At 40.7% G+C, this 13,809-nt stretch carries 11 protein-coding genes; 9 read left to right on the forward strand and 2 right to left on the reverse strand.

Translation table 11 applies throughout. The features are described from left to right. The first annotated feature begins 220 nt into the window (after window positions 1–220). The 3 genes from mutS (at window position 221) to FXW34_RS01645 (ending at window position 5,739) form a co-directional block, all read left to right on the forward strand. On the forward strand, window positions 221–2,899 hold the full coding sequence (mutS, locus tag FXW34_RS01635) for a DNA mismatch repair protein MutS (RefSeq protein WP_147532224.1): 2,679 nt from the start codon (window positions 221–223) through the stop codon (window positions 2,897–2,899). A 303-nt stretch (window positions 2,900–3,202) separates the two neighbouring features. Then, window positions 3,203–5,167 (forward strand): DNA mismatch repair endonuclease MutL, encoded by a 1,965-nt coding sequence (gene mutL, locus FXW34_RS01640; RefSeq protein WP_147532225.1) that lies wholly within the window; start codon window positions 3,203–3,205, stop codon window positions 5,165–5,167. A gap of 215 nt (window positions 5,168–5,382) precedes the next feature. Continuing rightward, window positions 5,383–5,739: a hypothetical protein gene (locus tag FXW34_RS01645; protein ID WP_246140798.1), complete on the forward strand. Its 357-nt coding sequence runs from the start codon at window positions 5,383–5,385 to the stop codon at window positions 5,737–5,739. Window positions 5,740–6,089: 350 nt separating this feature from the next. Here the strand turns inward: FXW34_RS01645 and mreBH are convergent, their stop codons facing one another. Further along, on the reverse strand, window positions 6,090–7,106 hold the full coding sequence (mreBH, locus tag FXW34_RS01650; protein WP_147532227.1) for a rod-share determining protein MreBH: 1,017 nt from the start codon (window positions 7,104–7,106) through the stop codon (window positions 6,090–6,092). A 311-nt stretch (window positions 7,107–7,417) separates the two neighbouring features. On the opposite strand from mreBH, the gene miaA reads away from it, so the two are divergent. The 3 genes from miaA to spoVK all read left to right on the forward strand — a co-directional run bounded on the left by miaA (window position 7,418) and on the right by spoVK (window position 9,726). Next, entirely contained in the window at window positions 7,418–8,371 is a 954-nt protein-coding gene (gene miaA / locus FXW34_RS01655) for a tRNA (adenosine(37)-N6)-dimethylallyltransferase MiaA (RefSeq protein WP_147532228.1), read from the forward strand. A gap of 28 nt (window positions 8,372–8,399) precedes the next feature. Further along, window positions 8,400–8,633 (forward strand): RNA chaperone Hfq, encoded by a 234-nt coding sequence (hfq, locus tag FXW34_RS01660; RefSeq protein WP_147532229.1) that lies wholly within the window; start codon window positions 8,400–8,402, stop codon window positions 8,631–8,633. A 142-nt stretch (window positions 8,634–8,775) separates the two neighbouring features. After that, complete coding sequence (gene spoVK, locus FXW34_RS01665; protein WP_147532230.1) at window positions 8,776–9,726, forward strand: stage V sporulation protein K; 951 nt, start codon at window positions 8,776–8,778, stop codon at window positions 9,724–9,726. Window positions 9,727–9,769: 43 nt separating this feature from the next. Here the strand turns inward: spoVK and FXW34_RS01670 are convergent, their stop codons facing one another. Continuing rightward, window positions 9,770–10,405 carry a trimeric intracellular cation channel family protein gene (locus FXW34_RS01670; protein WP_147532231.1) on the reverse strand — a complete coding sequence of 212 codons (636 nt, stop codon included), beginning with the start codon at window positions 10,403–10,405 and terminating at the stop codon, window positions 9,770–9,772. Window positions 10,406–10,612: 207 nt separating this feature from the next. Here FXW34_RS01670 and hflX point away from each other — a divergent pair, with 207 nt between their 5' ends. From hflX to FXW34_RS01685, 3 genes are all read left to right on the forward strand, one after another. Further along, on the forward strand, window positions 10,613–11,872 hold the full coding sequence (gene hflX, locus FXW34_RS01675; protein ID WP_147532232.1) for a GTPase HflX: 1,260 nt from the start codon (window positions 10,613–10,615) through the stop codon (window positions 11,870–11,872). 14 nt (window positions 11,873–11,886) lie between these two features. Further along, window positions 11,887–13,158: a methionine gamma-lyase family protein gene (locus FXW34_RS01680; RefSeq protein WP_147532233.1), complete on the forward strand. Its 1,272-nt coding sequence runs from the start codon at window positions 11,887–11,889 to the stop codon at window positions 13,156–13,158. Between the two features lie 234 nt (window positions 13,159–13,392). Beyond that, the gene (locus FXW34_RS01685) at window positions 13,393–13,779 is read left to right on the forward strand and encodes a MerR family transcriptional regulator (RefSeq protein ID WP_187118806.1); all 387 of its coding nucleotides are present in this window, start codon (window positions 13,393–13,395) and stop codon (window positions 13,777–13,779) included. The last annotated feature ends 30 nt before the right edge of the window (window positions 13,780–13,809 follow it).

The raw sequence follows: 13,809 nt of genomic DNA on the forward strand, positions 1-13,809 counted from the left end.
AATAATCGCCGATTTATGAATTTAATCGCCAAAATTGCATAATAAACGCCGATTTGTGGATTTAATCGCCAAAATCACGATTTAATCGCCTTTTACCCATATCCACCTAAATTTGGTTCCATTCAAAACAGGTAAAGGTTTCATATCTTCAAGCTCCAACCGTTATGGTATAATTAGATGTCGAAAAAGAACAGAAGATAAGAGAATGTTGGAGGAAAATATGGCAGCATATACGCCGATGATACAACAATATTTACAGGTAAAGGCAGACTACAAAGATGCCTTTTTATTTTTTCGCCTTGGTGATTTTTACGAAATGTTTTTTGACGATGCCATCAAAGCATCGCAAGAATTGGAAATTACGCTGACTAGCAGGGATGGTGGCTCCACGGAAAGAATTCCGATGTGTGGCGTCCCACATCACTCAGCAGCCCAATATATCGAGCAGTTAATTGAGAAAGGCTATAAGGTGGCGATCTGCGAGCAGGTTGAGGATCCCCGCCAAGCAAAAGGGGTTGTTAAGCGAGAGGTCGTCCAATTAATCACACCGGGTACGGTAATGGAAGGGCGCGGTTTGAATGAAAAAGAAAACAATTACCTCGCTTCCATTTCGATTTTTGCAGATGGAACTTACGGTTTTGCTTATAATGATTTATCGACAGGGGAAAACCGAGTCGCATTATTAACGGGTGCCTTTGATGAAGTATTAAATGAATTATCGATTTCTGGTGCTAAGGAGGTTGTGGCCGCTTCAGATTTTCCAGACGAGCTTCAGCGCAAAATTCGTGAGCGCTCAGTCGTGACGCTTTCAATTGAAGATGATACAACTGAAGCCGAGGGTAATCAACATTTATTGAAGAATTTGGATCAGCCTAACATGATTCAAACAGTGACGCGTCTGTTAAATTACTTATATCGAACGCAAAAGCGGAGCTTAGACCACTTGCAACCTGTAGTTCCATACGAAATCCAGCAATTTATGAAAATAGATTATTATTCGAAACGAAACTTAGAGTTAACGGAAACGATTCGCTCGAAAGGGAAGAAGGGCTCGCTCTTATGGCTATTGGATGAAACAAAAACGGCAATGGGTGGCCGTCTCTTAAAACAATGGGTTGATCGACCGCTCATCAGTCGCGAAGGCATTGAACGTCGCCATTCCCTTGTCGAGACATTTTTGACTCATTATTTTGAACGGCAGGACCTGCGCGAAAAATTAACCGAGGTTTACGATCTCGAACGACTTTCTGGGCGCGTTGCTTTTGGTAACGTAAATGCCCGTGATTTAGTCCAACTGAAGCGCTCGTTGTGGCAAATTCCTGCGATTAAACAATTAATGGCAAGCCTTCCAAATGAATCTGCAGTTACGCTAGCAGAGCAGCTTGATCCATGTGAAGAGGTTACGGATTTATTGGAAAGAGCGTTAGTTGAAAATCCGCCGTTATCCCTTAAAGAGGGGAACATCATTCAGGATGGCTACAACGAGGAGCTTGATACGTATCGGGATGCGAGCCGAAATGGGAAGTCATGGATTGCCCAGCTAGAGCGTGAGGAACGCGAAAAAACGGGCATTAAATCGCTAAAAGTCGGTTATAACCGTGTGTTTGGTTATTATATTGAAATCACCCGTGCTAATCTGCATTTGCTCACAAATGACCAATATGAACGGAAACAGACGTTATCGAATGCTGAGCGTTTTATCACTCCGGAGTTAAAGGAGAAGGAAGCATTAATTTTAAAAGCAGAGGAAAAAATCGTTGAGCTCGAATACGAGCTGTTCACAGAAATTCGTGAAAGAATTAAAGAATATATTCCTAATCTGCAAGGCTTAGCGAAGCGAATCAGTGAGCTCGATGTGCTGCAGTGCTTCGCGACTGTGAGTGAAGAGCGTCATTATGTAAAACCACAGTTTTCTGAGGAAAGAAGAATTCACCTAGTAGACGGGCGTCATCCTGTCGTGGAAAAAGTGATGAATGCGCAGGAATACGTTCCAAATGATTGTCATATGGACAATGAACGTGAAATCCTGTTAATCACTGGACCGAATATGTCTGGTAAAAGTACGTACATGCGTCAGGTCGCGCTAACAGCAATTTTAGCGCAAATTGGCTGCTATGTCCCAGCGGCGGAAGCTGTTCTGCCGATATTTGACCAAGTCTTCACACGAATTGGCGCGGCCGATGATTTAATTTCCGGTCAAAGTACGTTTATGGTCGAGATGCTTGAAGCGAAAAATGCGATTACGAACGCGACAGCATCTAGCTTGATTTTATTCGATGAAATCGGCAGAGGGACCTCAACTTATGATGGAATGGCGCTAGCACAAGCGATGATTGAGTATATTCATGACCGAATCGGGGCGAAAACGTTATTTTCAACCCATTATCACGAATTAACGATATTAGATGAAAGCTTACCGCGCTTGAAAAACGTCCACGTTAGCGCAATTGAGCAAAATGGTAAAGTCGTCTTCCTTCATAAAATTAAAGAAGGCGCTGCAGACAAAAGCTACGGTATTCATGTAGCTCAACTTGCTGAATTGCCGCAAGAGGTCATTACGAGGGCAAATGAAATTCTTCTAACATTGGAAGATAAAGAGGTTGAGCCAAAACAGCATATTCCTACGCGAAAAGCGGTTGGAGAATTAAGTGACCAGACAAAGCCAGAGCTAGAACAATTGCCAAAATCAGAGCCAAAACCGAATCCGGAGCCTTCAATCATTGAAGACGCTCAGCTTTCATTTTTTGCAGAATTAGAGCATCCGAAAAAGAAAGACAAAGACCTTGATTCTAAAGAACGTAAAGTTATAGATCAATTAAAGGAATTAAACCTGTTGGACATGACACCGCTCCAAGCAATGAACACATTGTACGAGCTGCATAAGAAGGTGAAGAGTTAAAAATTAGGTCTATGTTGATTCTGCGTTTGAATGATGAAAATAAGTGGAAAAATTCCCGTTAATTTGGCTAACACCCATATTTTCTTAGAAATAAGGGGACTTTTTCCGTCTATTTAAGAAAAATCATTGTATTTTGGCAGATTTTGAGCAGATAAGCGGAAATTCTCCGCTTATCTCGGCTTCAGAAGCACCTGATGTATACATTAAGCGGAAATTCTCCGCTTAATAAGGGGTGGACCTCCTTACCGTGAATCATAAGGACTATTTTATCAATAGAAACAAAAAGCTTGGAGGTGAGAGCTCGTGGGGAAAATCATTCTGCTGGATGACGCTCTATCGAATAAAATTGCTGCTGGTGAGGTAGTCGAGCGACCAGCATCTGTCGTAAAGGAATTAGTCGAAAACTCAATCGATGCAGGCAGCACCATTATCGAAATTGACGTTGAAGAGGCTGGACTCGCTAAAATCAGAATCATCGACAATGGAGCGGGAATTGACGAGGAGGATGTATTGCTTGCCTTTGAGCGTCATGCTACCAGTAAAATCAAGGATGAAATGGATTTATTCCGAATTCAAACGCTCGGTTTTCGCGGAGAGGCCTTACCGAGTATCGCTTCCGTGTCCAGATTAGAAATCAAAACTTCAACTGGAAATAGCGCTGGGACTCACGTGGTCATTGAGGGGAACCAGGTCATTCAAAATGATAAGGCTCCAAGCCGTAAAGGAACAGATATTACCGTGACTGATTTATTTTTCAATACGCCTGCACGGTTGAAATATATGAAGACGATTCATACTGAGCTCGGCAATATTACGGATTTAGTGAACCGACTAGCGCTTGCACATCCTGAAGTTTCGTTCCGACTTGTACACAACGGCAGACAGTTGCTTCATACGAACGGAAACGGTGATGTCCGCCAAGTGCTCGCGGCAATTTATGGCATGAATATTGTTAAAAAAATGGTGCCTGTTTCAGGGTCTTCATTAGACTTTACAGTAAATGGTTATATTTCTTTGCCAGAAATCACAAGGGCATCGCGTAACTACATTTCGACGATGATTAATGGACGGTTTATTAAAAACTATTCATTGGTTAAAGCAATTCAAGAAGGCTATCATACGTTACTACCAATCGGTCGCTTTCCGATTGTCCTGTTAAATATTGTGATGGATCCGATTTTAGTCGATGTGAATGTACATCCTTCCAAGCTAGAAGTGCGTTTGAGTAAAGAGCAGGAATTAAACCAATTAGTAAGCTCAATCATCAAGGATGCTTTTAAATCAAAGGAATTGATTCCGTCGGGTTATGTTCCTCCAAAAGTCGAACGACCAAAATCGGAACAAACTTTCATGGAGCTCGACCATTTGCAAGCGCCGCCGGCTCGGAACAATAATATAGAAGAAACTGAATTACATGATAGACATTCCGAAACTCGAAAACCATTAATTCACGAGGAAAAGCAAGTCTTTGTGGACCATCATCGATTCGTTCCGGATTATGAACGAGAACACGTGCCCACAGTTGTTTCTAATGATGAGCCGTTTCAAGTCACAGAGACAATAGTCGATGATGAACCAGAGCAACAAGAGTTTACAGCAGTCGAAGAAAATGAAACTGCACATGTATCTGAGGCAAAATCAAATACTAATCAATACATGAATACCGGTCTCGAATCTGATGCATCAAGAGTGCCTCCGCTTTATCCAATTGGGCAAATGCATGGCACCTATATTATTGCGCAAAATGATAAAGGGCTATATTTAATCGACCAGCATGCAGCTCAGGAACGGATTAAGTATGAATATTTTAAGGAAAAAGTAGGACAGGTTGAAAGTGAACTACAGGAATTACTTGTGCCGATTACAATTGAATATTCAACAGATGATGCGATAAAAATTAATGAAAATATCCTTGAGCTTGAAAAGGTTGGCGTGTTTTTAGAGGAATTCGGAATCAACAGCTACATTATCCGCTCTCACCCCGTTTGGTTTCCAAAGGGAGAGGAAAAGGAAATCATTGAATCTATGATTGAGCAGCTATTGATGATGAAAAAGGTGGATATTAAAAAGCTGCGTGAGGAAGCAGCGATTATGATGAGCTGTAAAGCGTCCATCAAGGCGAACCGCCACTTGCGAAATGACGAAATCCAAGCGCTGCTTGATAAGCTTCGGACGACAACTGATCCATTTACATGTCCTCATGGACGCCCGATTATTATTCATTTATCAACCTATGAACTTGAAAAAATGTTTAAACGGGTTATGTAATCATGTTAGATGATGAAACAGAAAAAACATTTTATCGTCTAATAATATAGAAGGTTATTCTCGTCATATGAAGAATGACTAAGTATAGGGAAGTAATCTGAAGCGAGGTGATGGAATTGATTGCTGTCGTACTCCTTAGTACTTTTTTACCAGCTATTATTCTTATTTTTGTCGTAGTGTATGCTGTAAAAAACAAAGAGCAAGGAGGAGAAAACGTGATTCGGAATCTTTATACTTATCTCGTATTATTCGCAACGTTAATGATGGTCATTGGTGGAGGCATTTCAATCTTTATGGCAACAGCTGATTTAGTAAGTCCTACAGGTTATTACCAGAGCTTTTCAGATTATAAGCAAATGAGATTATCAGGAAAAGAGCCTGGTCTTGAAGAGGCGACTAAGCTGACAGAAAAGGAATTGCGAAGCGAATATAATCAAATGGTCGATGATGAAAAAGCACGTACCCAAGATCGTGCAATCAATCAAATTATTAAAAGCTCAGGCTTCATCATTATTCCACTTCCGGTTTTTCTATACTTTAATCGCTTAAGAAAACGCATAAAAGAAGAATAGTATAATAGAGAAAGGCTGCAGAGGGGTTTTAATCCTCGCAGCCTTTTAATTTGCTAATTTCTGGTTTTAGGGTGGTAGTTGTGTGTTGATTTTTCGGAAAAATAAGGAGGATGGTAGAACGTCTGAAAAGTTTATCCACGGAATTTGGATGTTTATCCGCGCTTTTGAGCGATTTGTCCGACGAATTATGATGTTTATCCGCGCTTTTCGCTGGTTTATCCGACGAAAATGGCCATTTATCCGATTTTCGACACTATTCTACATCTCAAACGAACAACACATCCTGTCACAAAGCCCAAACCGCGAACTAGCGTTAACAGACTATCACCCACCAAACCACACTACACCTTTTAATTTGCCTCTTTCCCGGCTGAATGTAGTAAATTAATATAAGCAAGTGCTTTTCCCGCTCCAAGCGCAACCGATTCAAACGGAGATGGTGCCATATGGACCGGCACAGAGATTTTTGACCAAAGCCATTGATCGATTCCTTTAAGTAGCGATACCCCACCAGTTAAAATGATACCACGGTCCACGATATCACCACTCAATTCTGCGGGACAGTCCTCAAGCGTTGCCCGAATCGATTCCAAAATTGCCAATAGTGATTCCTTTAGAGTTTCGTGTATCCCCATTGAAGATAATGTGACCGTTTTCGGTAGCCCGGTGACTAAATCGCGTCCGCGAACTTCAAGAAACATTTCTTCGTGGTCGACGAGAGCAGTGCCAATTTCAATTTTTATTTTTTCAGCTGTACGTTCGCCGATTAACAGGTTGTACTTCTTGCGAACATATTGAATAATGTCGGCATCCATTTGATCGCCGGCAATTGGAATTGAATGAGATGCGACCACACCTCCAAAGGAAATGATTCCGACCTCTGTTGTTCCTCCGCCAATATCGACGATTACGTTAGCAATCGGTTCATCGACAGATAGACCAGCGCCAATTGCCGCAGCTACTGGCTCTTCGATTAGCTGAACTCGTTTTGCGCCAGCATTACGAACAGCATCCTGTATTGCACGGCGGTCGACGCTGGTGGAGCCGGTTGGTGTGCAGACTATTACATTCGGCTTTCGTATTGAAAAGCCGCCAATCTTCCCTATTTTTCTAAAAATATGTTTAAGCATTTCGGTTGTAATGTCAAAGTCGGCAATCACTCCGTCCTTTAACGGGCGGATGGCCTCAATATTTTCCGGAGTTTTACCGACCATTTCCTTAGCATCAAGACCAACAGCGACAACCTTTCTTGTATGTCGGTCAACTGCGACCACGGTTGGTTCGTTGAAAATAATGCCTTTATTTTTATTAGATACTAGGATATTTGCCGTTCCTAAATCAATACCAATCTCTGAAGTTGTTATCATTTTGTATTCCCCTTTTTTCATATTCATCTACCTGTATATACTTCACGTTGGAAAAAGGGGTATGTGGGGGTTGATAAACAGTTGTTATCGGATTGTTACCTATTCGTAAACTTGATAAGATATAGTAATATAATACGATGGTGATGGTGGTAAACTGTTGTATAAGCAAGATTTGAATTGGTGATAATGTTTAGGTGTTCATACAAGAGCTGTAATTATGTTAAGATAGGGGGGAAACCGCGCAGTAGTTTTCGTATGTAAGCTGCAGCGTGGGTTGAAATGTGTAATTAGCTAAAGGCAGTGTGAATGTATTGATAAAAAAACAAAAAATAGTCGTTATTATCGGACCAACTGCTGTTGGAAAAACCAAGCTTAGCATCGAGCTAGCCAAACGTTATCGGGGCGAAATCATTAGTGGAGATTCGATGCAGATTTATCGAGGAATGGATATCGGAACTGCTAAAATCAAACAAGACGAAATGGAGGGAGTTCCCCACCATTTAATCGATATCAAAAACCCAGATCAGGATTTTTCGGCGGCAGAATTCCAAGAGCTCCTTCGAAAAAAAATCAATGAAATTTCAGCGCGAAATAGGCTTCCAATTATTGTTGGGGGGACTGGTCTTTATATTCAATCAGCGATTTATGATTATCATTTTTCAGAGGCTCCATCAGATCCAGAATTCCGAAGCAGCTTAGAGCAGCGGGCTGAAACCGAGGGCAATCAAGCGTTACATGATGAATTAATGAAAGTTGATCCCGCTAGTGCCAGTGAGATCCATCCGAATAATGTGCGCAGGGTAATCCGCGCTCTTGAAATTCATCATTGCACCGGTAAGACAAAGGTAGAAACACATGCAAATCAATCACCAGAGCTTATTTATGACACTGCGCTAATTGGTTTAACGATGGATCGCGACCAATTATATGAGCGGATAAACTATCGAGTTGACTTGATGCTTGAGGAGGGCTTGCTTGACGAGGTGAAAACCCTTCATCAACAAGGACTTCGGGAATGTCAATCGATTCAAGCGATCGGCTATAAGGAGCTTTATCTATATTTAGATGGGCAAATCAGTTTGTCTGAAGGTATTGAATTGCTGAAGCAAAATTCACGTCGTTATGCGAAAAGGCAATTAACTTGGTTTCGTAATAAAATGCAGGTAAAATGGTATGACATGGGTGAAGAAGTTTCGTTTGAAAAAAAAATCAACGAAATTTCAGCCTATATTGAAGGAAAGCTACAAATAAAATCGAATACATAATATTAGAGATAATAGAGGAGGATTAGTTATGAAAACATCCATTAATATTCAAGACCAATATTTAAACCAACTCCGTAAGGACGGAACAAATGTTACCGTATTTTTGTTGAACGGATTCCAGCTAAGAGGCCAAATTAAGGGCTTTGATAATTTTACGGTCTTGTTTGAATCTGAAGGAAAACAACAATTAGTTTACAAACACGCAATTTCTACTTTTGCCCCTCAACGTAATGTACAATTGGATTTAGAAGGCGACAAATAATCCTTCTTAAATAGATGTTAAAAACGATTCACCTTATTGGTGAGTCGTTTTTTTTATTTTAATGTCCAAATTACATAATGAACCTATGCTTTCATGAATACATTTATAAGAAGAGTACTGTTTCATAAGTGAGGTGAAAGCTTTGGACGAACCAATGCGCATGAAAAATAACGGGCAGATTAGCATTGTCCTAAATTCGCAAAAGCGAAATGAGCTAACGAAACCCCTCCAGGAATCACCCAAAGTTGTTCCAAAAAGCATTCCTCCTGAGCATACAGCCTTAAAGGAAATTGAGGAAGAGCTTGGAGCACTCGTCGGTATGGAAGAAATGAAGCGAATGATAAAAGAAATCTATGCCTGGATATATGTGAATAAAAAACGGGAAATCATTGGCTTACGTGCAGAAAAACAAGCCCTGCACATGATGTTTAAAGGGAATCCCGGTACAGGGAAAACAACCGTAGCACGCCTCATTGGCAAGCTGTTTTTGAAAATGAATGTATTATCAAAGGGGCATTTAATTGAAGCAGAGCGTGCCGATTTAGTTGGTGAATATATCGGTCATACTGCGCAAAAGACGAGGGACCTTATTAAAAAATCAATTGGTGGCATTTTGTTTATCGATGAAGCCTATTCGCTTGGTCGTGGCGGTGAAAAGGATTTCGGAAAGGAAGCCATCGACACTCTTGTTAAACATATGGAGGATAAGCAGCACGAGTTCATCCTTATCTTAGCCGGATATTCAAGGGAAATGGATTATTTCTTAAGCTTAAATCCCGGTTTGCACTCACGGTTCCCACTTGTCATTGATTTTCCAGATTACTCGATTGATCAATTAATGGAGATTACTGGTTTGATGCTCAAAGATCGAGAATATGTCTTAAGTCATGAAGCGGAGAAAAAACTACGCAATCATTTGGTTTTTGTAAAGTCAACACTAAGTCCAACCGGCTTTTCAAATGGACGCTATGTTCGGAATATCATTGAAAAATCAATCCGCTCCCAATCGATGCGCTTACTTATGCAAAATACCTATGACCGCCACGAACTCCTAACCATCAGGAGCAATGATTTAGTGCTAGAGGAAGAGTAGACGTAAAAAAGAAGCTGACCACAACAGGTCAGCTTCTTTACATTTACTTAGTAACTCTCACGCTCTGTAGTTTTTCTTGGGTAGCCATGCTGCGAATCGGCAGCTTCCAATCATACGTATAGGAAAGTATCCGTAACACAGTAATAATGACAAATAATATATATAGTTCTAGACTTGATTTGGCAATTCCAAGTCCGATAACAGCTCCAGCTATAATGGCCCACAGACCATATATTTCTTCTTTTAATACGAGCGGTTTCCGTTTGGCGAGCAGGTCACGAATGATACCACCGCCTGCGCCGGTTAAAATGGCTGCCACAATGACCGCGCTAATTGGATGGTCCATTTTTTCGGCGTAAAGGGCGCCTTGAATCGCAAACGCGGACAGACCAAGCGCGTCAAAAAAGTTGCCCCAACGCTGCCAATGCTTTAGCAATTTATGTGGAAACATAAAAATAATCGTGATCGATAAAATGGCAGCGAAAAAATATATACCTTGATCCCAAAGAGCAGACACTGGGACGCCAATTAATAGATTCCGAATCGCTCCTCCACCGAATGCGGTAACGATGCCTAGAATGTAAACTCCTAATATATCATATTCCTCTTCCATCGCGACAAACGCACCGCTGGCAGCAAAGGCGATTGCGCCAATCATGCTTAAAACTTCCCAAGTCATTCATGCCCACTCCCAGTATATTTAAAATATTGAAAAAGTTACAATTTAGTGAATTTTTATGATTTCAATAATAAAATTTTAACACGTAAAATCGGAATTTCAACTGTTTTCTTGGTGAAAAATGTTGAATAATAGAACATTAGGGAAACTATGATAATTTTGTTATGATAGGGAGAGAAACAAACTGAAAAGAAAGAAGGATTGCGATTGGAAAGACAGAGTGAATTAGAGAGTGTCATTTTAGTCGGTTGTCAAACTCCAGAAATGGATGAGTTCCATTTCCAATATTCAATGGATGAGCTATCTTCACTAACCGATACTGCAAAAGGTGAAGTAATCATCACATTAAGTCAAAAACGGGACCGGGTCCATCCCGCTACATACATAGGAAAAGGTAAGCTTGAAGAGTTAAAAGCATTAGAGGAAGAGCTAGAGCCAGATATCATTATTTTTAATGATGAATTATCACCGAGCCAAATTAGGAATCTTGCTCGTCAATTCAATGCTCGTGTGATTGACAGAACCCAGTTAATTCTTGATATATTTGCTCAGCGTGCCCGTTCGAAGGAAGGAAAGCTGCAGGTTGAACTTGCGCAGCTTCAATATATGCTGCCACGCCTTATCGGTCAAGGTACGGCCATGTCAAGATTAGGTGCTGGGATTGGAACGCGTGGACCAGGGGAAACAAAGCTCGAATCTGATCGTCGTCATATTCGCAAACGAATTGATGACATCAAAACACAGCTAACTGTCATTGTTGGGCACCGCGAGCGCTATCGTGAGCGCCGTAAGAAAAATAATGCGTATCAAATTGCAATCGTTGGTTATACCAATGCTGGGAAATCAACCTTATTTAATCGATTGACAGAAGCGGAAACGCTCGAAGAAAATCAGCTGTTTGCAACGCTTGATCCAACGACGCGGAAGTTGATATTGCCTAGCGGTTATACGGCGCTTATTACGGATACTGTTGGATTTTTACAGGATTTACCGACAACGTTGATCGCAGCGTTTCGATCAACACTAGAGGAGGTCAATGAAGCGGATTTGCTCCTTCATGTTGTTGATAGCTCAAATCCTGATTATTTCCAACATGAAACTACGGTGCAGAAGCTGTTAGAGGAGCTCGAGAATCAGCACCTGCCTCAATTAACCGTATATAATAAGAAGGATTTAATGCATCCAGAATTTGTCCCGAGCGCCAAAACGGATACGATTATCATGACTGCCTTTGACGAGGGTGATCGACAAAGGCTAAAGCAAAAGATAGAAGAAATGATCATTGATATGATGGAAGCATATCATGTCCTCATTCCATCAACAGAAGGAAAGCTCCTTTCCCAATTGAAAAATGAAACGATATTGCGGGAGCTTGTGTTTGAAGAGGAACAGCAAATGTATACTTGCAAAGGGTTTGCCTATGCAAATCAAACAATTGCAGGACAATTAAAAAAATATTCAGTTTAAGATAGGGGATAAACATGTATCAACAGTTAGTTCATGGGGAAGCACTACAAATGTTAGTGAATCAAGTCGAAACAAAGATTTCGTCGATTCACAAACAAATTGACGAAAGGATTGAAACCAATCAATTTCGTGTATTAGCAAGTTATCAAAACAACAGGGTTAGTGACTTTCATTTTATCCCTTCCACCGGATATGGGTATGATGATATTGGCCGTGATACACTGGAAAAGATTTATGCCGAGGTGTTTGGTGGTGAGGTTGGACTAGTCCGTCCGCAAATTATCTCCGGAACACACGCGATTTCGATTGCTTTATTTGGCATTTTGCGACCAGGTGATGAACTGCTATACATTACAGGCAAACCTTACGATACCCTTGAGGAAATCGTAGGAATTCGCGGAAATGGCGTTGGTTCGCTAAAAGAGTTTAGAATTTCCTACAAAAGCGTTGCCCTCGCTGATACTGGGGCAATCGATTATGATGCAGTTGCTTCGGCAATCGGTCCCAATACAAAAATGATCGGTATTCAGCGCTCAAAGGGATATGCGACAAGACCTTCGTTTATGATTGAAGAAATCAAGGAAATGATTCAGTTTGTAAAAGAAATCAAACAGGACGTTGTCGTCTTTGTTGACAATTGCTATGGGGAATTTGTGGAAGATTTAGAGCCATGTCACGTTGGTGCAGATTTAATGGCAGGCTCACTAATTAAAAATCCCGGTGGAGGATTGGCTAAAACGGGCGGTTACATAGTAGGAAAGAAGGAATATGTTGATGCGTGTTCCTATCGAATGACCTCACCTGGAATTGGTGCTGAAGCAGGTGCTTCATTATATAGCCTCCAGGAAATGTATCAAGGCTTTTTCTTAGCTCCGCACGTTGTTGGACAAGCACTTAAAGGGGCAGTATTTACAGCGGCAATGCTTGAGGCGCTCGGCATGAATACACATCCAAAGTGGAACGCGACAAGAACTGATTTAATTCAATCAGTTCAGTTTGATGACCGCGATAAAATGGTAGCCTTTTGTCAGGCAATCCAATATGCATCACCGATAAATTCGCACGTCACGCCATATCCGAGCTATATGCCAGGTTATGATGACGATGTCATTATGGCAGCTGGAACCTTCATTCAAGGTGCAAGCATTGAATTAACTGCCGATGGTCCAATAAGACCACCTTATGTGGCATATGTTCAAGGCGGTCTAACCTATTCTCATGTAAAGATTGCTATATGCACTGCGTTAAATCACTTGCTTGAAAAGGGTTATATTAAAATATCATAATCAAGCGTCAAAAGTTGTAAGATTATTTAAATAATACTAGCTTTTCCTTATTTTTAGTGTAAAATCATAATCGGTAATGAGTAATTTTTAACGTTAATAAATTTTTTCTACAAAACATGTTAAAAAATCTAACATAAGATTGACAGAAAACCTTACATGAAATATAATGAGAACAAGAAATAGGATAAATCAAGGAGGAGAAATCGATTGAGCGGTAGTCAAATAAGACGAACAATGCCGTTATTTCCCATTGGTACGGTTATGCAACTCACGGATTTATCTGCCAGACAAATCCGTTACTATGAGGAGCATGAACTGATTTCTCCGGCAAGGTCTGATGGGAAAAGAAGAATGTTTTCACTCAATGATATCGATAAGCTTTTGGAAATAAAAGATTTAATCGATCAAGGGGTAAACCTAGCAGGCATAAAACAAATATTTGCAAAGAACAAAGACGAAGCCGAAGAAACACAAGAAGTAACGCAAGAAACTGAAAAGGCAAGACGAGAATTGACAGATACGGAGATTCGAAAACTTCTCCGTGACGAATTACTACAAGCAGGTCGATTCAATCGTGGTGGTCCGCAACGACAAAATCACATGTCTCGCTTTTTTAAATAATAATTAACGTAAAATTAAGGGAGGAATTAC

This window comes from Bacillus marasmi (assembly GCF_902168435.1).
GTDB lineage: Bacteria > Bacillota > Bacilli > Bacillales > Cytobacillaceae > Bacillus_BU > Bacillus_BU marasmi.

Excerpts from the sequence above, each read along its gene's own strand:
- mutS (WP_147532224.1), top strand. The coding sequence starts at position 221 with ATGGCAGCATATACGCCGATGATACAACAATATTTACAGGTAAAGGCA.
- mreBH (WP_147532227.1), bottom strand. The coding sequence starts at position 7,106 with ATGATAACAACTTCAGAGATTGGTATTGATTTAGGAACGGCAAATATC.
- hfq (WP_147532229.1), top strand. The coding sequence starts at position 8,400 with ATGAAAACATCCATTAATATTCAAGACCAATATTTAAACCAACTCCGT.
- FXW34_RS01670 (WP_147532231.1), bottom strand. The coding sequence starts at position 10,405 with ATGACTTGGGAAGTTTTAAGCATGATTGGCGCAATCGCCTTTGCTGCC.
- FXW34_RS01680 (WP_147532233.1), top strand. The coding sequence starts at position 11,887 with ATGTATCAACAGTTAGTTCATGGGGAAGCACTACAAATGTTAGTGAAT.
- FXW34_RS01685 (WP_187118806.1), top strand. The coding sequence starts at position 13,393 with ATGCCGTTATTTCCCATTGGTACGGTTATGCAACTCACGGATTTATCT.